This window comes from Clostridium acetobutylicum ATCC 824 (genome assembly GCF_000008765.1).
GTDB lineage: Bacteria > Bacillota > Clostridia > Clostridiales > Clostridiaceae > Clostridium_S > Clostridium_S acetobutylicum.
Genome location: NC_003030.1, coordinates 2,413,251 through 2,438,691, shown reverse-complemented (window position 1 = coordinate 2,438,691; position 25,441 = coordinate 2,413,251). Strand labels below are relative to the sequence as shown.

At 28.8% G+C, this 25,441-nt stretch carries 20 protein-coding genes; 18 read left to right on the top strand and 2 right to left on the bottom strand.

Going from position 1 to position 25,441, the window contains the following annotated elements; all coding sequences use genetic code 11:
• Positions 1-305 precede the first annotated feature (305 nt).
• The 6 genes from CA_RS11945 to CA_RS11920 all read left to right on the top strand — a co-directional run bounded on the left by CA_RS11945 (position 306) and on the right by CA_RS11920 (position 11,099).
• Positions 306-1,700, top strand: coding sequence for a sugar transferase (locus CA_RS11945; RefSeq protein ID WP_242663027.1), 1,395 nt, complete (start codon positions 306-308; stop codon positions 1,698-1,700).
• Between the two features lie 11 nt (positions 1,701-1,711).
• Entirely contained in the window at positions 1,712-2,497 is a 786-nt protein-coding gene (locus CA_RS11940) for an ABC transporter permease (protein ID WP_242970172.1), read from the top strand.
• A gap of 57 nt (positions 2,498-2,554) precedes the next feature.
• Positions 2,555-3,814: an ABC transporter ATP-binding protein gene (locus CA_RS11935; RefSeq protein ID WP_010965625.1), complete on the top strand. Its 1,260-nt coding sequence runs from the start codon at positions 2,555-2,557 to the stop codon at positions 3,812-3,814.
• A 33-nt stretch (positions 3,815-3,847) separates the two neighbouring features.
• Entirely contained in the window at positions 3,848-6,982 is a 3,135-nt protein-coding gene (locus tag CA_RS11930) for a glycosyltransferase (RefSeq protein WP_010965624.1), read from the top strand.
• 13 nt (positions 6,983-6,995) lie between these two features.
• A complete protein-coding gene (locus CA_RS11925) occupies positions 6,996-8,306 on the top strand; it encodes a glycosyltransferase family 4 protein (protein WP_010965623.1) in 1,311 nt (436 codons plus the stop codon).
• 495 nt (positions 8,307-8,801) lie between these two features.
• Positions 8,802-11,099, top strand: a complete 2,298-nt coding sequence (locus tag CA_RS11920; protein WP_010965622.1) for an Ig-like domain-containing protein — start codon at positions 8,802-8,804, stop codon at positions 11,097-11,099.
• 123 nt (positions 11,100-11,222) lie between these two features.
• Here the strand turns inward: CA_RS11920 and CA_RS11915 are convergent, their stop codons facing one another.
• Positions 11,223-12,170 (bottom strand): glycosyltransferase family 2 protein, encoded by a 948-nt coding sequence (locus tag CA_RS11915; protein WP_010965621.1) that lies wholly within the window; start codon positions 12,168-12,170, stop codon positions 11,223-11,225.
• A gap of 110 nt (positions 12,171-12,280) precedes the next feature.
• Positions 12,281-14,224 carry a DUF7657 domain-containing protein gene (locus CA_RS11910; RefSeq protein WP_010965620.1) on the bottom strand — a complete coding sequence of 648 codons (1,944 nt, stop codon included), beginning with the start codon at positions 14,222-14,224 and terminating at the stop codon, positions 12,281-12,283.
• 398 nt (positions 14,225-14,622) lie between these two features.
• Here CA_RS11910 and CA_RS11900 point away from each other — a divergent pair, with 398 nt between their 5' ends.
• The 12 genes from CA_RS11900 to CA_RS11850 all read left to right on the top strand — a co-directional run bounded on the left by CA_RS11900 (position 14,623) and on the right by CA_RS11850 (position 25,420).
• Entirely contained in the window at positions 14,623-15,519 is an 897-nt protein-coding gene (locus tag CA_RS11900; RefSeq protein WP_010965618.1) for a glycosyltransferase family 2 protein, read from the top strand.
• Between the two features lie 14 nt (positions 15,520-15,533).
• Complete coding sequence (locus tag CA_RS11895; protein ID WP_242663026.1) at positions 15,534-16,289, top strand: glycosyltransferase family 2 protein; 756 nt, start codon at positions 15,534-15,536, stop codon at positions 16,287-16,289.
• A 23-nt stretch (positions 16,290-16,312) separates the two neighbouring features.
• A complete protein-coding gene (locus CA_RS20255) occupies positions 16,313-16,525 on the top strand; it encodes a hypothetical protein (protein WP_010965616.1) in 213 nt (70 codons plus the stop codon).
• A 6-nt stretch (positions 16,526-16,531) separates the two neighbouring features.
• Positions 16,532-17,752, top strand: a complete 1,221-nt coding sequence (locus CA_RS11890) for an O-antigen ligase family protein (protein WP_010965615.1) — start codon at positions 16,532-16,534, stop codon at positions 17,750-17,752.
• Positions 17,753-17,802: 50 nt separating this feature from the next.
• On the top strand, positions 17,803-18,555 hold the full coding sequence (locus CA_RS11885; protein WP_010965614.1) for a WecB/TagA/CpsF family glycosyltransferase: 753 nt from the start codon (positions 17,803-17,805) through the stop codon (positions 18,553-18,555).
• Positions 18,556-18,650: 95 nt separating this feature from the next.
• Entirely contained in the window at positions 18,651-19,508 is an 858-nt protein-coding gene (locus tag CA_RS11880; protein WP_241393086.1) for a polysaccharide deacetylase family protein, read from the top strand.
• Between the two features lie 17 nt (positions 19,509-19,525).
• Positions 19,526-20,368, top strand: coding sequence for a dTDP-4-dehydrorhamnose reductase (gene rfbD / locus CA_RS11875; protein ID WP_010965612.1), 843 nt, complete (start codon positions 19,526-19,528; stop codon positions 20,366-20,368).
• Positions 20,369-20,471: 103 nt separating this feature from the next.
• Positions 20,472-21,890, top strand: a complete 1,419-nt coding sequence (locus tag CA_RS11870) for a flippase (protein ID WP_010965611.1) — start codon at positions 20,472-20,474, stop codon at positions 21,888-21,890.
• 4 nt (positions 21,891-21,894) lie between these two features.
• A complete protein-coding gene (locus tag CA_RS11865) occupies positions 21,895-23,028 on the top strand; it encodes a glycosyltransferase (RefSeq protein ID WP_010965610.1) in 1,134 nt (377 codons plus the stop codon).
• Positions 23,021-23,932, top strand: a complete 912-nt coding sequence (locus tag CA_RS11860; RefSeq protein ID WP_010965609.1) for a glycosyltransferase family 2 protein — start codon at positions 23,021-23,023, stop codon at positions 23,930-23,932. The genes CA_RS11865 and CA_RS11860 overlap by 8 nt, the downstream gene beginning before the upstream one ends.
• Positions 23,933-24,059: 127 nt before the next feature.
• Positions 24,060-24,623, top strand: coding sequence for a nitroreductase family protein (locus tag CA_RS11855; RefSeq protein ID WP_010965608.1), 564 nt, complete (start codon positions 24,060-24,062; stop codon positions 24,621-24,623).
• A 161-nt stretch (positions 24,624-24,784) separates the two neighbouring features.
• Complete coding sequence (locus tag CA_RS11850) at positions 24,785-25,420, top strand: cyclodeaminase/cyclohydrolase family protein (protein WP_010965607.1); 636 nt, start codon at positions 24,785-24,787, stop codon at positions 25,418-25,420.
• Positions 25,421-25,441 lie beyond the last annotated feature (21 nt).

The following is a 25,441-nucleotide window of genomic DNA, read 5'->3' as shown; positions in this document are numbered from 1 at the left end:
GTATATGGTACTTTGATACTAAGACTGTTTTATTTCACATATAGGGTTTCTATACTGAAATTTGATTTATACATTATTTATAAGGTAAGTATTAGTGTGTAGATTTATGATTGAGTTAGAAGCCCTATATTAAGTTATAGATTTTATAATGTGGATTAAATTTCTATAGTTAAATTAGGTTTTGTGGATTTTAGTTTAGAATTTGTCTTAATAGGAAAAGCGTTGGTAAATGTCACTTGAAATAATATACTTAATTTGTTATAGTAGATTAGTGATTGTTTTTGTTTAAAAATTAGGTAAAAGAGGTGAAGTTCTTGAAAAAAAACAATGCGATTTCAAATTTCTACAGAATTTTATCTATTGTTCTTGAAATATTTATTGTGGCATTTTCCATATATTTAGCTTACATGGTTAGGTTTAGATTTAGGATTATACCTCCAAAATTTAATTATGCTCCTTTTGAAAGATCACTACCATTTACAATTATTGTGTATATGGTGTTTATGTATATATTTGGACTTGTTGATATACTTAAGAAGAGCCTCTGGGAGATTGTATATTCAATTTTTTTAACAGTAATAATGCTTTTTGTGTTTACAATGGCTATTACATTTTCATTGAGAGGGTTTTCTTATCCGAGACTAGTTATACTTCTTAGTTCTGTATTTCAATTTTTCCTTTTATCCATATTTAAATGCTTGTGGTGGAAGCTTGAAAGAAAGATTTATGGAACAAAAAATACTGTGATAATAGGTCAAAATGGAGAAAGTATTGCAAAAAAAATACTGCTTAAGCATGATGATTTATATAGTATAAGCAGTATAATTAAAAATTATACTGAAGATAAAAAAAGTATCGTAGAAAAAGCAGATATAGTGCTTATATCGGATGACTTAGATGAAAATACTAAAAGCACCATTATAAAAGAAAGCATGTATATGAATAAGAATATATTTATAGTCCCATCTGTTACTGATATTGCTTTTTATAAAGCTAATTTTGAGCAGATAGACGACGTTCCTATTTTAAAGGTAGATACTTTAGAACTTAGTGCAGAACAAAAAACAGTAAAAAGATTACTAGATATAGTTGTGGCGATAATAGCTACTGTAGTATTTTCACCATTCCTTATAATACTTCCTATAATTATTAAATGTACAGATGGAGGAAGTCCGTTTTATTTTCAAGAAAGGGTTACAAATGGTGGTAAGAAGTTTAAATTAATAAAATTTAGATCTATGATAGTTAATGCAGAAAAACACTCAGGACCAGTTTTGGTTACAGAAAATGATTCTAGAATAACTAAAATAGGTAAAATTATGAGGGCTACAAGGTTAGACGAAATACCACAGCTGTTTAACATATTAAAAGGTGATATGAGCATAGTTGGCCCAAGACCAGAAAGACCATTTTATGTAGAAAAATTTGAAAAGGAAATACCAGATTATAAGTATAGAACTTTTGTAAAAGCAGGACTTACAGGTTTAGCACAGGTTTTAGGGAAGTATAATACAACGCCAGAAGATAAAATAAAATACGACATAATGTATATAAAAAATTATTCTATTTTATTGGATATAAAGCTTATTATACAAACTGTTAAAATAATGTTTATGAAAGAAAGTACTGAGGCTGTTAAAGACGATGTAGAGCTTGAAGAAATATTGAAGAAAAAGAATATAAAAATAAAAATATATTAGAAAAAAAGTAGGTGAAACCTTTGATTAATTCTATCAAAGAGATATTAAAATATAAAGAACTTTTACAAAACTTAACAATGAAAGAATTAAAATTAAAGTATAGAAATTCTGCTTTAGGTTTTTTTTGGTCATTTTTAAATCCAATAATGCTTTTGATTGTTTATACTTTTGCATTTAAATATATAATGCACCAGACTACTCCTAATTATACGGTTACTTTACTTGCAGCGCTTCTCCCATGGCAATTTTTTCAAGGCGCTGTTCAAGGAAGTACTACATCTATTATTTCTAATTCAAATTTAATTAAGAAAATATATTTTCCTAGGCAGATAATGCCTTTATCAATAATATTTTCAAACTTTGTCAGTTTTTTAATAACTCTTGTTATTTTATTTGGAGCTATGATAGTATCGCAAGTGCCTTTTAGCTTTACTATACTATTGCTTCCTATAATATTACTATTGCTTTTAGTTTTTTCTGTTGGATTATCTCTTATTTTATCGTCTCTTAATGTATTATATAGAGATGTTTCACATTTTGTAGAGGTTCTGTTTATGTTATGGTTTTATTTGACACCAATCGTGTATGTATTGGATCGTATTCCTATTTTGTACAAAAATATACTTTTAATAAATCCTATGACTATGATTGTAGAATGTATAAGAAGTGTTTTATTAGAAGGCAAAATGCCAAATCCTTTTTACATAGTAGTAATATTGGTATGGGATATAGTGCTTTTATATGTAGGCGATAGGATATTTAGAAAAATAGAAAATGATTTTGCAGAGGAAGTTTAATTAAAGCATTAACCTACTTAGGTGAACAGCTTTACAATAAATTGGAGTGAAAATAATATGGTAGTTATTGAATTTAAAAACGTTTCAAAACATTTTAATTTATATAAAAACAAAAGCTATTCCTTGAAGGAAAAATTTTTAAACAAGGTGCTTAATAGAAATAAGCTTGAAGTTGAACAGCTTCATGTTCTTAAAAATGCCTCTTTTAAAATTGGTCAAGGTGAGACTATAGGAATAATTGGAGAAAATGGAACAGGTAAAAGTACTAGTTTAAAATTAGTTGCTAACATTATAAGACCTAATGAGGGTCAGGTTACGGTTAAAGGAAAAATATCTTCTCTTCTTGAGGTTGGAGTTGGTTTTCAACCAGATATGACAGGTAGAGAAAATGTATATTTATATGGTTCTATAATGGGACTTAGTAAAAAAGAAATAGATGAGAGATATGATGAAATTGTAGAATTTGCAGAGCTTGAAAATTTCATGGATACACCAGTTAAAAATTATTCCTCTGGAATGTATATGAGACTTGGTTTTTCAGTTGCTGTAACTGTAAATCCAGATATACTTCTTGTTGATGAGGTTTTAGCGGTTGGAGACGCAAATTTTCAGAAAAAGTGTCTTAATAAAATACAAGCATTTAAGGAACAGGGTAAAACTATTTTATTTGTTTCTCATGATATGAGCACGGTAAGACGTATATGTGATAGATGCATATTCATAAGAAAAGGTGGAGAAGTAATAGAGGGATCTACTGATAGAATGGTTGGACTATACATGAAGCTATTATATGCTAAAAGTGAAGAACATAAAAAAGAAGAGCAAAAAAGCGAGGAAAGTCTAGCTGATTTTGATTTTAAGCTTCATGAGGCAGATGAATTTAAAGATGGAAATAGAGAAGGTAACAAAAAACTAGAAATAACTAAATTATATTTCTCTGATAAAGAGGGTAGACCTAGGAACTTTTTTGGAACTGAAGAAAATATAAAGGTAAATGTTGAATTTAGGAAAAATACTGATATTAAAGCAGCTGTTATGGCATTTGAAATAATTACAGAAGAAGGATATAAGCTTATATACCATGATTGTAAACAAGATGGAATGTTGATTACAGAAATGAAGGATACTAACATGGTGAGTTTTTCTTTACAAAATGAACTTTTGTTAAAATCTAAATATTATTTTTCAATTGCACTGATGGATGAGAATTTACAAGAGATATACGATTTTAGACATAAGCATTATTGGTTTACAATTCACGAAGGAAACATAAAAGAGGATGGAAAAGTTAAAATTAGTTGTGATTGGATGCTTTAATAATCGTTAAAAATGGAAAGTGGGGAAAATATTTTGAATAGTTATCCTAAAGTAAGTTTTATAATCGTAAATTATAATGGATTGCAGCATCTTAAAAATTGTTTTAGTGAGCTTAAAAATTTATCTTATCCAAGCGATAAAATTGAATATATAGTTGTAGATAATGGCTCAAAGGATGGCTCAGTTGAGTTTTTGAAAAAAAACTATCCAGCAGTTAAAATTATAAAAAATGATTCAAACGAAGGATTTGCAAAACCTAATGATGATGCTGCAAAGATAGCAGAGGGAGAGTATTTAGCATTAATCAACAATGACATGAAGTTAGATAAAAATTGGCTTAATGACATGTTTGAAACTCTTGAAAACTGTAACGATAATAGTTACGTATGTGCAGGAAGTAAGATTGTCAATTGGGACGGTTCTAAACTTGATTTTGCTGGTGGAAGTGTAAGTTTTGCTGGATACGGCTACCAATATGATTATGGCATGGATATAAAGGAAGCTAATAAGAAGTATAATGAAGATAGAGATATACTTTTTGCTTGTGGTGGTTCTATGCTCATAAGAAAAGATGTTTTTATTGAAATTGGAGGTTTTGATAAGGATTATTTTGCTTACTATGAAGATGTAGATCTTGGTTGGAGATTATGGGTTTTAGGATATAAAGTTAGATTTTGTTCTAAAGCTATATGTTATCATAGGCATAATGGTACGTCTAAGAAATTTAATCAACATAAAATGAAAACTTTGTTTGAAAGAAATGCATTATATACAATATATAAAAACTATTCAAGTGATAATTTTGATATTGTTCTATGTAATTTGCTTTTAATGATTCAAAGGATACAAATGGATTTAAAGTTAGATGAAGGTGTATTTGATATAACTAATACTGAAGAAAGTTTTTTTGAAATTGATTCTGATGAAAAGAACTTTTCTTCTTTAGTTGCCATAAATAATCTTACGGATAACTTACAAAGACTTAATGAAAAAAGACAGTACATACAAAGGAATAGAAAAGTTAAAGATACTGATTTAAAGAAGTTAATACCTAATCCTTTAATGCCATTTCCAGTTGAGTATTATCATGATTATAAGTACTTGGACAAATTCCAAAGATTATTAAATACATATAATGTTGAAGAAAAATTAGATGCTAAATTTAGAAGAAAAATACTGCTTATATCTAATGAACCAATAGCTAAAAAAATGGCAGGACCAGGAATAAGATATTGGGAGTTTGCCAAAGAATTAGGTAAATATAATGAGGTTGTTTTAGCAATACCTAACGAAAATCAGATAGATACTTCTGAGTTAAATATTGAGATGGTAGAATACGAGCCGGGAAATGCAGATAAACTTATAAGAGCAGCGCATGAAAGTGATATAATAATACTACAGGGACTTATACTTGAAATAATACCTGAACTTAAGGATATTTGCAGAGAAAAGATACTTATAGTTGATATATATGATCCATTTGTTATAGAAATTCTGGAGACATATAAGAATAAAAGTATAAAAAATAGAGTAGAAGCAAATAATTTGAATTTAAAGATACAGTTGGAGCAGCTAGAATTAGGAGATTATTTCATATGTGCAAATGACAAGCAAATGGATTACTGGATAGGAATGCTTTCTGCACTTAATAAAGTAAATCCACATGAATATGATTTATCATATAAACTTGATAAGCTTATTGATTTAGTTCCATTTGGTGTTAGTAATGAAGAACCTGTAAACAATAAAAAAATGATGAAAGATAAAATACCAAATTTAAAGGATACAGATAAAGTACTTATTTGGGGTGGAGGAATATGGAATTGGTTTGATCCAATCACTTTGATTAAAGCAATTAATGAAATATCTAAGGAAAGAGATGATATTAAATTATTTTTCTTGGGTGTAAAACATCCTAATCCAGGAGTACCAGAGATGGAAATGTGTAATAATGCTATAAAATTAGCTGAAAAACTCGAATTAAAAGATAAATATGTATTCTTTAACATGGATTGGGTTGAATATAATGATAGACAAAATTTCCTTATGGAATCTTTTGCAGGTGTTAGTTGTCATTTAGATAATCTTGAAACTAGGTTTTCTTTTAGAACAAGAATACTTGATTATTTCTGGGCTAAACTACCTATAATAGCAACAGAGGGAGATTATTTTGCAGAGCTTATAGAGAAGGATGAGTTGGGCGTTGTTGTAAAGTATGGAAATGTGGCTAGCTTAAAAGATGGTATTTTAAAATTAGTTTCAGATGAAGCTTTTTACGAGAAATGTAAAGCAAATATAGCAAAAGTAAGAGAAGAATATAGATGGAAAAAAGTAATGAAACCTTTAGTAAAATTCTGTAATGATCCTATCAAAAAGATGAAAATGGATATAGAAGGAACTAAAAATGTAATTGTAGATATTTCAGAAGAAAGGCAAACTTCAAACGTTGGTCAGTTAACTAAAGGAAGAAAAATAGGTCAAAAATTCATATGTAGATATCCAAATTTAACGAGTATTGATTTGAAGGTTGCAACATATGGAAGAAAAAATGAACATGATATAAAATTTTATTTATATGAGGACAGTAATAATAGTATAGTTGCAGAACAAACTATAGATGCTAGTTCTCTTACAGATAATTCATGGATTAGTATCAAGTTTAAGCCTATAATGAATTCTCAAAATAGAAAGTTTAGATTTATCTTAGAAGCTGATACAGACGATTTTACTAATTGCATAACTATATGGAAAAATGATGGAGAAGAAAAAGAGGATTTAAATGAATATATTGGATCTATAATTGAGAATGGAAAAGAGCTTAAAGGAAGTCTCTTATTTAAGAGTAAATGTGTATATAAGGTTAATCCTTTAGATAAAGAAAAATGTGTTGTTCTGGATGAAGAAGAGCTAGTATCTGATTTCGATATTTCAGAAGAGGTTATGCTTTCAGAAGGCTCAGAAAATGGCGATGTAAATACTATAATGATTAAAAAGATGAAAGAAATAAATTCTTTAAATAAAAAAATATTAAATTTACAAAATTCATTGAGTGAAGTTAAAGTAAATGTAAATGAGCTCGAGAGTCATGTTGGAAAAATAGATAGAAATCTTAACAGAATTAAGAATTTAAATATTTTTAGGGCTTTTAAGAAAATATTTAGGAGATAATGGGAGTATAAAAATGAAAAGTGTTTTATTAATTAGTCCTGATAATGTTGCAAAGAAAATGTCGGGACCAGGTATAAGATATTTAAATTTTGCAAGGGAATTGTCGAAAAAGCTATCAGTTATTTTATTTATACCTAATAAAACAACTGATATGAGCTTTGAAAATGAAAGCTTTGAAATTATTATTGGAGATAAAGATGTTCTTAAACAAAAAGCAAGTAATGTGGATTCTATAGTTGTTCAAGGAATAGCCTTTAGGTTGTATCCATTTTTAAAACGTGTGAAAAAGCCTATAGCAGTTGATATATATGACCCAATAACGTTGGAAAATTTGGAGCTTAGAAAGTTTTTAAGTATAAAGGAACGTGTTGATTATCATGAAACAGATATAAACTTATTGCTCGAACAACTATCCATTGGAGATTTTTTTATATGTGCTAGTGAAAAGCAAAAAGATTACTGGATGGGAATGCTTTCTGCAATAAATAGAGTTAATCCAGTTACTTATACAGATGATGTTCAAATGAAAAAACTTATTGATGTTGTACCATTTGGATTTAATGATGAAGCTCCTAAAAAAACTAAGAATGTTTTAAAGGGTGTATGGCCTAATATAGGTATTGATGATAAAGTACTTATATGGGGAGGAGGCATTTGGAATTGGTTTGATCCTATTACCCTAATTGAAGCAATGAAGGATATATGTTGTAAAAGGCAGGATGTTAAATTATTTTTTATGGGAATTGGTCATCCAAGCTTAAATGTAGATACTACTGTAGCAGATGAATGTATAAAAAGAAGTAAAGAATACGGTATTTATAATAAAAATGTATTTTTTAATGAATGGGTAGATTACAATGAAAGACAAAATTATCTTTTAGAGGCTGATATAGGTGTAAGTACATATCTGAATAATCTTGAGACTAGGTATTCTTTTAGAACCAGAATTTTGGACTATTTATGGTGCGATTTGCCTATGGTTCTTACAAGTGGTGATTATATGTCTGAGCTTGTAGAAAAAAACAATTTGGGATTTTGTCATGAAGCGGGCGATCATGAGAATTTAGCTGATAAAATACTTAAACTGCTTGATGATACTGATAAGTATAAAGAAGCGAAAGAGAACATTAGTAAGATAAAAGAAGAGTATAAATGGAGTAACGTTGTTAAACCATTAATTGAATTTTGTGAGAATCCATATATATCTTCTGATAAAATAAAAAAGGTAAAGTTTTTTTACAAAAGTCAAGGCTTGATAAAGTATTATTATGTTAGAGTTATATCAAAAATCAAGCGTATAATAAAAAAAAAGTTTCGTAAATAGAATTAAAAATAACTATCCAATTAAAGTGGATGGTTATTTTTTTAGTTCCATGTTCGTGATAAGTATGTATGTTATTATTTAAAATATTAAAGTTATAATTATACTTTTTATCCAAAAAAAATATAATTAGTGTAAAAAATGATGAAATAATATATTACTGTGTATTTATTGTATAAAAATAAGTAAATTAAATGTATTGTGGCGAATTAACCGCTAATTTTACTTGACTTAGAATGCATAAAATAATAATATTATACGTGTGTGGCAAAAATTTTAAGTGAATTTATGTATTAATTTTACAATAAGTTACTTGCATACACATATGATTTAACACCTTAAATCAAAAGTGCAAAATGAAAAGATAAATAGAGTAATATCAATTAAGTTTAGATATTATTTTAATATATAAATTTTATATTTTACTCAATTTATGAGTATATATTACGAAAAATAATATATGCTGTTTTATTTATGGTTGAAAGGAGGTGAACATTAATGACGAAGAAAATGAACATAATATTTGCTATGTTCGTTTTAATGTTTATATCTATATTTTCAAGCAAAGTAAATGCGCAGACTAATGATTTAGGAATTCAATATTCATCACATGTACAAAATATTGGTTGGCAGCAAGCATTTCAAGATGGTGATACCAGTGGCACAACAGGACAAGATCTTAGAATTGAGGCGTTAAAAATGAACCTCTTAAATAGTAATGTTGTTCCTGGAGCTACTATTAACTATCAGGTTCATGTAGAGAATATAGGTTGGATGTCGCAGGTACAAGAAGGTGCAGTTGCGGGAACGACGGGTCAAGGACTTAGGGTTGAGGCAATAAAAATCAATCTTGCTGGGGCTCCAAATTACCATGTTGCATATCAGGTCCATGTTCAAAATGTAGGTTGGATGGATTGGGTACAAGATGGTGCAGTTGCAGGTACTAGTGGTAGAGGTTTAAGAGTTGAGGCAATAAGAATAAAAATAGTAAAAGATGGTACAACAGTGCAGCCTACACCTCAGCCAGCTCAGCCTACTGGTGACATAAATGTAAATTATCAAGCACAGGTTCAAAATATAGGCTGGATGAATCCTACAAGTAACATGGATATTGCAGGAACTGTCGGAAAGGGCGTAAATCTAGAAGCTCTTAAAATAAACAGCGATAATTTACCAACAGGATCCAGCATATCTTACCAAGCTAACGTAGAGAATAAGGGTTGGATGTCAGAAGTTCAAAATGGTAATATCGTAGGGACGGTAGGACAAGCCTTGGCAATGAGGCAAATACAAATAAAGTTGAATAATATATCCGGCTATCATATTCAATATCAGGTACATGTGGCTAATGTAGGTTGGATGGATTGGGTTCAGGATGGTGCTATAACTGGAGACCCCAATCAGAATATACAGGCAATTAGAATGAGAATTGTTAGAGATTTATCTCAAGCTGTAGCTCCTAGTGTGAGTATAGCATCACCAAGTGCTGGAAGTGTATTTTATGATAATCAAACTATTAACTTAAGTGGTAGTGCTACTAATTCCAATGGAATTCAAGAAATTGATGTGTACGAATACACAAGCCTACTTGGAAAAGCAAATATTACTTCTGTGAATGGTGGACAAGTTAATTATTCTTTTTCAATAGGAAGAAATATATTAACTGATGGAAACAAGACATTAAAAGTTCAAGTTATAGGAAAGGATTCACAGATACTAAACAAATCTATGAATATAACGTATAAGGTTTTACAACCTATGATGTGTATAGATGATCCAAGTGGAGATGTTATTATTAAGGATTCTAGCCTAAATAACTTAAACTTAAGAGGATGGGCACTTGGTTCTACAGGAATTCAAAAAGTGACTGTTTCTGTAGATGGACAGTATAAGGCAGATACCTCATATGGTTCTTCCAGACCTGATGTTAAGAATGCATATCCTATGTATCAAAATGCAGATGTAAGTGGATTTAATTATACTTTAGATACAACTGGGTTAACAAATGGACTACATACTGTTACTCTAACGGCTTATGATAATGGTGGTAAAACTACTTCTCAAAGCTTTAAAATTACTAAGCTGGTTGGAGTTGATGCTTCAAGTACAAAGTACAACACTTCACTATCACAGTTAGTTGATAAGCAAATGCAGTATGGAGAGCCAGTTACAGAATCAGGAAGTTCTTGGGTTTCAGCAGATAGAAGTACAGTCCAATATTATGCTAATCCTAATAATTTTCTTGATAGTTATGGTATATATCAATTTTTAGTTTTGAACTACCAATCAGGGATAACTGTTGATGAAGTTAATAATATGCTTGTAGGTAAAGGCGTGTTGCAGGGACATGGAGGAGCGTTTCTTCAATCTGCTCAGCAAAATAATATCAGTGTATTTTATTTAGTTTCTCATGCGCTTTTAGAGACAGGAAATGGAACTTCTGCCTTAGCAAAAGGAATGAATGTAAATGGTACAATTGTTTACAATATGTTTGGAATAAATGCACTAGATTCAAATCCTAATTACTATGGATCCCAATTTGCATATAAACAGGGATGGACAACTGTAGATAAGGCTATTATAGGTGGAGCTAGTTGGATAGGATCCAGCTATATAAATAATTCAAGTTATGCTCAAAATACTCTATATAAGATGAGATGGAATCCGGCAAATCCGGGAACACATCAATATGCTACTGATGTAAGATGGGCGTATAATCAAATATATAATATCAAAAAATTAATTGATATGTGTACAAGTCCAATTTTAAAATTTGATATACCTTCATTTAATTAAGAGTAATATTATAACTTGAAGATTTATGGCAAAGAATTTATAAAAATAAAAAAGAAGAAAGCTCATTATAAATAAGCTTTCTTCTTTTTTTATATATAAATAATGTTAAAAATATAATTACAATTACTTATCAGTATAATTTTCTACAGGATTAGTAGATTTATAATTATTTAAAAATAACTCGTAATTTTGGTTGTTCTGCTTTACTAAAGTATCTAAAATAAGCCCATTTACAAAGAACATAATAGCAGAAGTAATAAGACCCATAGTTAGGACTGCAGAAGGTAATTTTGATATACGATGAGTTTTTACAAACTCTATTATAACGGGTGAACCAACTAGTAATCCTATTAAGAATATTAAAAGCGCCAATATGGAAAAGAATGGTAGAGGCTTATAGTCCTTAAAAAGGAATAAAATTGTTTTAATTACTTTTAAACCATCTTTGTATGTATTGAGTTTTGAAGAACTTCCTTCAGGTCTATCTCTATAATCTATAGGTATTTCCTTTAAAAGAAATTTTTTATCAAGCGCATGTATACTCATTTCTGTCTCAATTTCAAATCCTGAACTTAGTACAGGTATGGTTTTTACAAAATATCTGTTAAATGCTCTATAACCTGTCATAATATCGTTAATATCATTTTTGAACAGTTTTCCAATAAGATTTTTTACTAATTTGTTTCCGAAGTTGTGGAAAGCTCTTTTATTTTCGGATTCATATGTACCATTTGATAATCTATCGCCTATAGTCATATCAGCTTCACCATTTATTATTGGTTTAAGAAGTTCTTTTGCAAATTCTGCAGGGTATGTATCGTCACCATCAACCATAATGTAATAATCAGCATCTATATCCTTAAACATACTTCTTACAACATTTCCTTTACCTTGGCGAGGTTCTCTTACAACTATAGCACCACTTTCCTTTGCAATTGCTGCAGTATTGTCTTTTGAATTATTATCGTAAACATAAATATACGCATCTGGTAAGACCTTTTTGAAGTCGGTAATAACCTTTTTTATTGTTAATTCTTCGTTGTAACATGGAATTAAAACTGCTATTTTCAAAATTAACACCCTTTCAAACTGATTATAAGTTTTGCCTAACATAAGTACTTGGATTTATTACAGATTTTATTTTAAAATAAAATTGCAATAAATTCAAGTAAATAGATTTTTTATTTATAAATTACTTTATATATTATGTAATTATTTACTCTATCTTGATATATTTTGTCAAAAACAACATTAGAGTTTGCATAGTTATCTAAACTAGATTGTGCTAGAATAAATTTTACTTTTAATTTCTTTAAATCATTAATATCCAAAATTACCTCTATATTATCAGGAGCTAATAATTTAAATGATGTTTTTTTGTCGGTTAAATTAAAAGAAAAATGTGAATAGCGATTATATATAAGGTTGTTACGGTGTTTAGGATCAAGTAATTTCCATTTTTTTAGATCAGGATAAAAATTTACACCATCTAGACATTTTCCTCCATTAGCATATATAAAGGCTCCCATAATACCGCCAGTATTATCTACAGATATCCAATTAGCACTTGGGTTACTTTGTGATATTGAGATAATGTTTTTTGATAAATTATTATTATACAAGGAATTAACACCTTTTGTTAAAGGATTTACAGTTATGCCAGTTACTATTATCATAATAGCCATTATAATAGTAAAATAAGTTTTTTTACCATATACCAATAGAAAACTTAAAATGAAAAATATAGCTAGTATTAAATAATAGTATATAGGAGTAACATATATTCTAAATGGAGAATGAAAAATTGTAATATAATATATTAATGTAGTTATTGCACTTACAATTAATGAGAATATTGGTGTAAAAGGTTTCTTCTTAGAAATTAAAGCTAGTGCCCATATGCTTAGATAAACAGACGTTAAAGCATATACAACTAAAAGACGTTCACCAGTAACATACGAGAACAATGTAATTTTTGATAAAAAAGTTGGTATCTTAAAAAACATAAAGAAAATTTGAATAAGAGCAAATGCAATTAGACAAATTCCAAACTTTAAATCTTTAATTTTAAGTTTTAATTTGTTTTTTACTAAAAGTGGCACACAAAATATTAGTGGAAAGAAAAAATTATACAAGTTGCTGACTTCACAATTGTTCTTGTAAGTTGAATCTTTAAATGGGAGGAATGGATTTATTAGAAAAATATTTAGCACATACCAAGGTAAATCCCCACCCGTGCTTACTCTTTTACCAGGATAAGCTGTATTCAATAAAATCTTTAACGATCCTTCTGAAATTAGATAAAAATGAATTAGATTAAAGGCTATAAATCCGAAGCTAAGAATAATAATTAATATGTCACTAATTTTAAATGTTAAATCTTTTTTCAAATTCATAAAAAGAATAACCATAAATATTATTCCTAGATAAAAAAGTGGGACTTGAACAGCAGGATATATTACAAGAGTAAAACCTATGCAACTTAAGGAAAATGCAAATGCAAAGAATATTTTTTTGAATTTTGTGGTTAGATTTTTTAAAAAATAGTAATAGGTAACAATAATAGCTTCAAAATAAAACACCAAATCGCCTATATGCTGCATAAACCACCATTGTACAGCAGGAGAAAATGTTATCCAAAGACTTCCAAGCACGGATATTGGCTTATTACCTTTTGTTATTATGTAACAAATTTCATATGAAAGTAAAATTAGTAACAATAATTTAGAGAACCAATACCATGATAAACCATAACCTTTACCTAAAAGCAAAAAACCCCAGTTAAATGGTTTCGATAGTACTGTAATATCAAGTACTGGAGCATTATAATTTAAAATCATGTTTTGACCGGATACGCCAATATTATTATTATTAACTGGATAATGATTTTTGTTCATAGCTTGTGCCATATAAAATGGGGTTTGAACAAACCATTCATCAGTTCTTATGTACCTAATTTTGCCAAGTGTTTTAGAAGAAATATTATTATTTTGTGGAACATATGTTTCCCATGCAGGCAAAGAGCTAAAATTGAAATCTGAAGCAACGCAAAGAATAAAAATAATAAAGGCTATTAAATATCTAAATTTAATAATTTTATTCATTAAGTTCTTGAGTTTGATCATAAAAAACAACCTTTCCTAAAGTGTATATCACAAAATTGAGTATAATTATATCAATAAACATTATACTTGATTAAAAATTTTATGTAAATATTTAATATGTATATTTCGGATAAGTAAGCTGGTTTTAAAAGTTGGCATAATAAAGAATAAAAAGAATTCAATTGTAAGTGAAGTGAAATTTGAGGCTAAATAAGAGTTAAGGTGCAGCTTGAAAATTAATATATTATCATTTAAACTAAATTCATGTATATTATGATAAAAAGTATATAATTTTATTAGAATAGTTGAATAAGTTTTATAGTTTAATTGTATGTACAATAACATAATGATTTATGCTATAATTTACTATGTTATTAAATGAACTTTAGTTTTAGATGTCTACAGTTAGGAGAAAGTATATGGTAGAGTATGATTTAAGCGTGATAATATTAAATTACAATGCAAAAAGATTTTTAGAAGAATGCATTAATTCTATATATGAGAATACAAAGGAAATTAAATTTGAGGTGATCTTGGTAGACAATAAATCTACAGATAATAGCGCAGAATTTATAAAAGAAAAATTCACTGGAAAAGAAGATTTTACTTTTATAGAGAGTAAAGTAAATTGTGGATTTGCTGCTGGTAATAATAAGGCTATAGAAGTAAGCAAGGGTAGGGCTGTTCTTCTTTTGAATCCTGATACAGTTGTAAATGGAAATGTAATTGGTGAAACTTATAAATGTCTTATGAAAGATGATAAAGTTGGGGTTGCTGGATGCAAGGTTTTAAATCCTGACGGTACACTTCAGCTTGCGTGTAGAAGAATGATTCCAACGCCTAAGGATGCCTTTTATAAGATTTTTGGATTAAGTAAAATATTTAAAAACAATAAAAAGTTTACAAGATACAACTTAACATATGCATCAGCAGATGAATTTATAGATGTGGATTCAGTTTCAGGATCATATTTAATGATAAAAAAAGAAGTAATAGATAAAATAGGATACTTAGATGAAACATTCTTTATGTATGGAGAAGAGATGGATTGGTGTCTTAGGGCAAGGAAGGCAGGATATATTGTAAGATACTGTCCTGTTGGAACTATAATTCATTATAAGGGTGAAAGTAGTAAGCAGCTTAGTCATAAGGCTACATACGAATTTTATAGAGCTATGTGGATTTTTTATAAGAAGAATAATAAGGGCAATATATTTCTTGATTCAATTGTTTGGCTGGGGGTTAAATTCCTACTATTTATAGCGTTAATAAAGCTTGCCATTCTACCTAAGAATAGAGTTGGATCAAAAGGTTAGAAGGGATGAGTGTATTGGATATTTCAATAATTATAGCAAATTATAACACAGAGGAGTTTTTGAGAAACTGTCTTAATTCAATAAAGTCGACGGTGAAAAATGTTAAATATGAAGTTATAGTAACAGATAATAATTCAAAGGATGACAGTGTTACTATGATAAAAAATGAGTTTCCATGGGTTAAGCTTATAGAGAGTAAAATTAATGGTGGATTTGCTTATGCGAATAATCTTGCGATAAAGGAAAGTAGTGGAAAATACATATTTTTACTTAATACTGATACAGTGTTATTAAAAGATGTTATAGAAAAAATGGTTAATTACATGGATGAGAACAAAGATGTTGGACTTCTAGGTCCAAAGCTTTTAAATAGGGATATGTCCCATCAAACTTCTGTGTCAGGGTTTCCAAGCTTCAAAAGAGAGTTTTATCACATATATAAATTAAAAAACATTCTTAAGATTCCCATCTTAAAGAAAATAATTGTTGCTATGTCAGGCAAGATAGGTTCTAAGGATGTAGAGCAGTATATGATGAATTTTAAAAGTATAGATGAGCCACGTGAGGTACAAGTACTTGTTGGAGCGGCACTTCTTGTAAGAAGGAATGTTATAGATAAAATAGGAATGCTTGATGAGAGATATTTTATGTACTATGAAGAAATTGATTTTTGTTATCAAGCAAATAAGGCTGGATTTAAAGCTGTGTATTATCCGAATGGAGAGATAATACACTATATAGGGCAAGCAGCGACAAAATCAAGGATATAACTTTTTATGAAAGATACAAAAGTATGATAAAATATTTTAGAAAAAATCACGGCAAGTTAAAGGAAGTATTAGTTAGGATTAATCTTGTTATAGGACTTACCCTTAGAATGCTTGGTAATATTATTTTGATTCCTTTTAAAAGGGATAAATATACGTTATCAGTAATAAAGATATATTTTAATACTATAAAAATAGGTTTAGGGTTTGATGTAAATACTTTGAAAGGGAGAGAGTAGTCTTTTATGAATGATAGCATTAAGAAAATTAATTATTTATTTATATGTCTGTTTATATTTTTAAATCCACTGATTCCTTATAATGTGAAGATACATAATAATATTACGGTAAGTGATATATTACTTCTAGTAATTTTTGTTCTATTTTTGGTGGAGATATTAAGAAATAGACAAAAACTGAAGGAATGTTTTTATATAATGCTTGGTGACAAAACATTATTTTGCTTGATACTTTTATTCATTGTTATGATGATTTCTGTTACTTATGCGAAGGAAAAACCTCTTGCGCTAGAGGAATCTTTAAGATTTTTTTGCTACATAGGGCTGTACATAATTTTATCTTTAAGTTATAGAGAAGAAAAACATTTTAAGGGTTTTGTTACAAGCTTTGTAGCTTCTGTTACTTTAATTAGCATCATTGGAATATTTCAAAAGATAACAGGAATGGGCATTCCGCACCAATATGATTACAAAGTTAATGGAGTAACAATGGTAAGGGTTGCCGCTGTTTTTGGAAATCCTAATACCTTAGCGGCATTTATGATTTTATCAATTTTCCCCATTGTCATGTTTGCATTTTTTGAAAAAAATTTAAAGAAGAAAGCATTTTATAGTATACTTTCCGTGCTTATTGTATATAATGCTGCATTAACAGGATCAAGAAATTCCTATATGGGGTTAGCACTAGGCTTTTGTGTATTAGCATTAATCTACAGTATAAAACTAATTTTACCAATAATAGTTTTAGGGGGAGCTTCTATGTTTCTTCCGCAGGTTACAAGTAGACTTAGATCTATAGATAATAAGAACTTAAATGATGCGAGAATAAAGCTTTGGAAGACAGCCTTAAAGATGATAAAAGATCATCCATTATCGGGAGTTGGAAATGGTAATTATATCGCTAATTACGATGCTTATGTGAAACAGTATCCTGAGCTTAGATATGCTGACTATTCAAGATTTCCTGTTCATAACTCTTATTTGAAGATAGAATCCGAACTTGGTATCTTTGGAGGAATATTCTTTGTGGCCACTATTGTAAATGTGTTTTTGAAACTTTATAACACATACAAAAAGACTGATATTAAGATAAAGAAGGCATTTTATTTAGGTTTTATTGCATCTACCAGTGCATTTTTGTTTATGAATTTCTCAGATAACCTTCTATTTGTTCCATCAATCACTTCATTTTTCTGGATGTTTGTTGCAATAGGAGATAGGCATTAGTTTTGGTTTATAAAGGGAGGTGAACTGCCAAAGTTTATGGCAGGATAGGTTTGACAAAGTACAGAATGAAGTTTTTAAATACAAATGTAGATAATGTTAATATGAAAGAGGCAATAGAAATAATAGATGGATTTATAAAAGATGGAAAATATCACTATGTGGTTACTCCTAATGTAGATCATATTGTAAGACTTGAAAAGGATGAAGAATTCAAAAAGGTTTACGAAAATGCAGATTTAATTTTGACAGATGGCATGCCTTTAGTTTGGATATCTAAGTGGCTTAAAACCCCTGTAAAGGAGAAGGTATCTGGCTCTGATTTGTTTCCAAGAGTATGTAAGCTTGCAGCAGAAAAGGAGTATACAGTATTTATACTTGGAGCAGCAGAGGGAGTTGCTCATAAGGCAGGAGAAAATCTTAAAGCTAAATATAAAGGTCTTAAAGTTGCAGGAACTTATTCTCCAAGCTTTGGTTTTGAAAAAAAGCCAGAAGAAATAAAGTATATTATAGAAATGATAAATGATATAAAGCCAGATATATTAGCTGTAGGAGTAAGTGCTCCAAAACAGGAAAAGTTTGTAGCACAGTATAGAGATGAACTTAAGGTACCGGTAGCACTAGCTATAGGAGCATCTATAGATATAGAAGCTGGAACTTTAAAAAGAGCACCTTTATGGATGCAAAAATCTGGTCTTGAATGGTTCTATAGAATGTTTAGACAGCCTAAAAAAATATTTAAGAGAGTGTTTTTTGATGACTTGAAAATAATAGGCATATACTCTAAATATAGAAGCTTAGGTTAAATGTATATTTTAGTGAAAATTAATACATAATACATAGTAGTTAGTGAGAAAGGTGATGAATTAGTTTAGTGACAGTTCACTAAATGCTATGTATTATGGAGAAGAAAAAAAAGTATATTACAGTTTTTATGATTATAATCTTTTTAGCATCTATAGTCGGCTTTAGTTTTTTTAACTATAATGAAAAAAAAGCTAATTATGCTAAAGGATTATCTGCTGTAAAGAAGAGTAAAGATTTAAAAAAACAAGAAATTGCTAAAAAGCAAAGAGAACTCAAAATTTATGAAGACCAAAGTAATACCATGAAGATACCAATTTTAATGTATCATTGGATTGAAGACGGTAAAGGTGATGAACTTAAGGTGTCAAAAGAAAAGTTTAAAGGCGAAATGGATATAGTAAAGCAGAGTGGATATACACCTATAAGTTTTGATGAACTTTATGACTTCATAAATAATAAAAAACCATTTTCTATAAAGCCAATATTAATAACTTTTGATGATGGATATGAAGATAATTATGTAAATGCATATCCTGTGCTTAAAGAATTTGGATTTAAAGCAACTGTATTTGCAATAACAGATTTAATAAATACATGTCCCTATCTGTCTGATAAAGAAATAATAGAACTTTCGAAAAATAATGTAGATGTAGAGTCTCATGCAGCAAGTCACTCTAAGCTTTCTTTTTTATCATATGATAGACAGTATGATGAATTAAAACGTTCAAAGGAAAGGCTTGAAGAAATTTTACATAAGAAGGAATATTATTTAGCTTATCCATTCGGAAAGTATAATAGAGATACTATAGATATAGCGCATAAGCTTGGTTATAGGCTTGCAGCATGTACTAAAGAAGGTTTTGCTTCAAAGGCAGATGGGAATTATGAACTTAAGAGGATTTATATAAGTAACAATTATAGTTTAGAAGAGTTTAAAAGACTCATAAATTAATATGGAGGGTTTAGCATATGAAAATACTTATAACAGGAGCAAATGGACAATTAGGAAGAGAAATTCAAAAACAGCTAAAAGGAAAAAATGTAGAGGTTATACCTACAGATGTACAAGATTTAGATATAACTAATGTTTTAGCTGTAAATAAATTTTTTAATGAAAAGAAACCAAATGTGGTAATTAATTGTGCAGCACATACAGCAGTTGATAAATGTGAGGAACAGTATGATTTAGCTTATAAAATAAATGCTATAGGACCTAAAAATCTTGCAGCAGCAGCATACAGTGTTGGAGCTGAAATTGTTCAGATTTCAACAGATTATGTTTTTGATGGAGAGGCGAAGGAACCTATAACAGAATTTGATGAAGTGAATCCTCAATCAGCTTATGGAAAAACAAAGCTTGAAGGAGAAAACTTTGTAAAAGCATTAAATCCTAAATATTACATAGTTAGAACAGCGTGGCTTTATGGAGATGGAAATAATTTTGTAAAAACCATGATAAATTTAGGCAAAACTCATGATGAATTAAAAGTTGTGCATGACCAGGTTGGAACACCTACAAGTACAGTTGATTTAGCTAGAGTAGTTCTCAAAGTAATAGACGAAAAAAATTATGGAACATTTCATTGTACATGTAAAGGAATATGTTCTTGGTATGATTTTGCTGTAGAGATATTCAGACTTACAGGAATTGATGTAAAGGTAACTCCATGTACTACTGAAGAATTTCCAAGACCAGCTAAAAGACCAAAATATTCAGTACTTAGAAACTATATGTTAGAACTTACAACAGGTGATATTACAAGAGAGTGGAAAGAGTCTCTAAAAGAATATATAGACTTACTTCAAATGTAGTCTAATAAAATAGTAAAAAGTATATAAAATATAAAACCACTTAACTCCCTTATATATTAAGTGAGAAGGTTAAGTGGTTTCATCATACATAAGGATGGTTTTTATGAATAAAGTAGCAAAAAATTTCTTTTCAATGGGATTTTCTACACTTGTATCACAATTTTTAACCTTTTTTACAGGAACATATGCTGCTCATGTTTTAGGTAAATCTGGTTTCGGAGATATAACAACTGTTCAGGCAATCACATTATATTTTTCTATTGTGGTGCTTTTTGGACTTCAAACCTATGGTACAAGAGAGATTTCTAAAAATAAGGAAAATATTAAAGATATAGTTGGTGAGATAACGCTTTTTAGAATAATTGTTTTTGGCTTTAGTTTCATTGTTATATTAATATTGGCTTTAGTGCTGTCATTTAACTCAAGAAGTATAGCTTGGCTTCTAGTTTTGTATAGCTTAACTTTGCTGACGAATGCATTGTGTATAGACTGGGTGTATAATGGACTTCAGGAGATGAAATATAATGCTTTATACAACATTATTAAAAGTCTAATACCGTTTGTTTTAATAGTATTATTCTTGAAAAATCCATCACAGGTTAACTATTATGCTGTTTTTACAGTTTTAGGACTTGCAGTTGCAACAATTTATCAGTTTTATATATATTTCTTTCGTGAAAAATTAAAAATCAACTTTAAAATAAGCTTTGATGAAATAAAAAAATACTCTTTATACGGGTGGCCATTTTTACTGGCAGGAGTTCTTGCTACAATAAATGTTAATGTTGATAGAATTGTAATAAGATTTTCCTGGGGAAGTTCAATGGCAGGTATATATGCCTCTGCATATTACGTCATATCCTTTTTAACCAATATAGTTACTATAATATTTGGAGTTGTATTTCCTCTTATGATAAGTTACTTTAATGAAAAAAATATGGCTTCTCTGCATGGACTAATTAAAAATGTTTCCAAGGTAATTATAGCTGTAATTGTTCCTATAGTTTTAGGTGGAATTATTCTATCTAAAGAGATAATAATACTCCTATTTGGAAAAGCATATGAAAGTGCATATATGCCTTTTTCAATACTTTTAATATATAGTTTAATATTATTCATTAGAGAGATATATGCATATGGTTTAAATGCATGGAACATGGAAAAAAAATATTTAAGAGCAGTAGTAATTTCTTCCTTGTTTAACTTAATTATAAATTTGCTTCTTACACCCAAGTTTGGTATGAATGTAGCGGCCATTATTACAGTGTTATCTGAAGTTATTACAATTTTGATTATGAAATACTATTCGGACAAAATAATTAAAGTTTCAAAGTATACTCTGTTTTTAAAAATATCAATTCCGTGTATTGGCATGGGAATAATAACGTGTACTTTAAAATATTATAACGTAAATATTATTTTTAATATAGTTCTAAGTGCACTTTGCTATGTAACTTTTGTGATTTTATTTAAATATTTTACTATAGAGGATATAAAAAAATTTGCTGTGAGAAAGAGTTGATTTTATGAAATATTGTGTGCTTTATCCTGAGGCTAAGAATGTACATTTAGTAAAGGATGTGGGTATGATCGCCTACAAACTTAACAGACTTCACAATGTGGATTCATTCATAGCATGCTATAATAATGACAAGTATGATTATCTTGAAAGTGAAGTAAAGGGATTAAAGATAAATTTTATAGAGAAAAAGCATAGTCATTTTGTAAATGTATTTAAATATTTAAAAAAGGAAGCTAAAAATATAGATGTACTTCAAATATTTCATGTTACACTTAAGTCTGTAGTGTATGCCTTCTTATATAAGTTTTTTAATAGAAGAGGTACTATATTTTTAAAGCTAGACTGCTCTAATGCTTTAGTTTTAAAGCTTGAAAATCTAAAGTTAATTGAAAAGATTATTTTGAATTCATATTTGAAAAGGGTAGATATAATAGGAGTAGAACAGGAAGAAATATTTAAAAAGTTAAAAAAAAGTCTTTTTAAATACAAAGATAAGCTTTTAAACGTATCTAATGGACTTGATTTTGATAATCCTATATTTAAGGAAGATATAAACTATAAAGATAAAGAAAATGTAGTTATAACAGTAGGGAGAATAGGAAGTCCTGAAAAGTCAATGAATACTTTAATGGAGGCATTTGAAAACATTGATAAAAACATTAGAGCTAATTGGAAGTTAGTTTTTATAGGACCTATTGAGGAAAGTTTTAAGAATTATATAACTGAATTTTTTTCTAAGTATACTGATGCAAAGAAGTATATAGAATTTAAAGGCCCTATATATGACAGAACATTATTATTTAATGAGTATAAAAAGGCTAAAATATTTTGTTTGACATCTGAGTATGAAAGCTTCGGCTTTTCTTTAATCGAAGCTGGAGCCTTTGGAGATGTTATTGTTTCTACTGATGTGGGAATAGCATCTGAAATAATAAAGAATAGTAATGGAAAAATAATTCCTTTTAAAGATTCAAAGGCCCTTACTGATGTTCTCTGCGGAATAATGCAAGGCAATAATCTTGAGAACAAAGGAAAAGAAACTGAAAAAATTGTTAAAGGGAAATACAGTTGGAATAAAATTACGGAAATTTTGTATACAAAGATAATTGAAATAAGAGGTAAGGAAATAGATGATTAGAAATCCTAAAATATATATAATAATCCTTAATTATAATGCTTATGAGGACACTTTGGAGTGCGTTAAGAGTATTGGAAATATAGATTATGATAATTACGAGTTAGTTTTAGTGGACAATTCTTCTACTGATGATTCATATGTTAAATTAAAAGAAAGCTTGCCTTCATACAATATAATAAAGTCTAAGGAAAATTTAGGTTATGCAAATGGAAATAACATAGGTATAAAGTATGCTCTTGAAAATGGTGCGGATTACATATGTATATTGAATAATGATGTTGTTGTAGAAAAAGATTTTTTAAATAAATTAGTTGATAAGATAATTGAAAAAGAGGATGTCGGAATAGTAGGGTCTTGTATATGTGATTATTATAGAAGAGAAATTATTCAGGGAATGGGAGCACATATAAATTTATACTTTGCAGCTGCAAGAAGATACTTTAAGGGGAAAAATTACAACGAAATTGAAAAAAAAGATATTTTTGTAGATTATCTTGAAGGGGCTTGTTTTTTAGTAAAATCAGAAGTATTTGAGAAAATAGGCTTAATCCCTGAAAATTACTTTCTTTTCTTTGAAGAAACGGAGTTTTGCACTAGAGCTATAAATGCTGGCTATAAAATTATGTGTATATATGAAAGCAAAGTATATCACAAAGGATCAGCCACTATAAATAAATTTGGAAGTCTTTCCTATGCTTACTTAAATAGAAATAGAGTTATATTTGTTAGAAGAAATTCTAAATGGTATCAAAAAATTATTTTTGCAATTTATATATTTATAGAAGCCTTTGGAAGAATTGTTATACGAAAAGAGCCTTTAACTTTATTTAAATATATACTTGGTGGCTTTAAAAGTAATAAGGAATCAATAGATGTTATAGATGTTAAAAGTTATGTAAAGTAAAAATTATTTAGGGATTTCTAAGTTAATAGGAGCTTAGAAATCTTATTTTATATTAAAAATAAATTAAATAAAAAAATACATAAAGATATTTCTTTTACACAAAATATACTGAAAGGAGTGTGATTTTATGGATTTCTATCAAGTAATAAAAACAAGAACAAGTACAAAAAAGTTTAAAAACACACCAATAGCGGCTCCAAAGCTTGATAATATGCTTAATGCTGCTATGATGTCACCATCATGGAAAAACAAAACATCATATAGTTTTGTTATTGTGGATGACGAAAGAAAAAAAGATGCAATTGCGAATTTCATTATAAATAGTGATGAGGATGCTAAAAATTCTGTAAAGGATGCTCCTATGGTAGTTGCTATTGTGGGAGATACAACTGAATCTGGTCATATAAATGGAAAAGAATATTATTTAGTTGATAGTGCAATTGCTATGGAACATTTTGTTTTAGCAGCTGCAAATGAAGGCTATGGAACCTGCTGGATTGCTTCCTTTGATGAGAAACGTATGAAAGATGAGCTTAGAATACCAGATAAATATTCAGTTGTTGCAATAACACCTGTAGGCGAAGTAGGAGAATCTAAAGCACATTATGAACCAAAGGATATTGAAAATCATATATACAGAAATTACTGGAGTATGCCATACTCTGAAAAAAAGCATCTTGTTATGAAATAATTAATATGAGAGCAAGAACTTAGGTTAAATTCTTGCTCTCATACATAATTTATGCTTTTATTATTTAGAAAACATGATAAAATATAAGTTAAAATAAAAATTATAGTTTTCTAATAAGTGCAAAGAATTATAGAAATGCTATAAACTATTGGAGGGAATTTATGTTACAGGATATATCTATAGAGGAATTTATAAAAGAACTTGCATCGGAAAAACCAACTCCTGGCGGCGGTGGAGCGGCAGCACTTTCAGCAGCACTTTCAGCAGCGCTTAATTGTATGGTGTTTAACTTTACCGTAGGAAAAAAAGTTTATGAAAATTATGATAAAGAAACTAAAAAATTAATCAATAGCAGTCTAGAAAAATCAGACAAGCTTAAGGATTATTTCTTATGTGGTATAGATAAAGATGCGGAGGCTTTCTCAAAAATAATAAATAGTTACAAACTTCCCCAAAGTACAGAAGAAGAAAAAGCATATAGGCATAAATGTATACAAGAAGCTTCAAAATTTGCAGCAAAAGTACCAGAAGATGTAGCCAATAATGCACGTGAACTTTTTGAATTGATTTGGATTTCAGCAAAGTTAGGAAATAAAAATCTTATAACAGATGCTGGGGCAGCTGCAATAATGGCTGAAGCAGCTATTGAAACATCAATATTGAATATAAAGATAAACATAGGATCTATAGAGGATAAGGAGTTAAAAGCAAGACTTGAAAAAACTTGCAGAGATTTACTTTTAGATAGTAAAGAATGGAAAGATAAAATATTAAGTGAAGTATATTCGAATATATAGAGCTATTTATAATTAGAATTG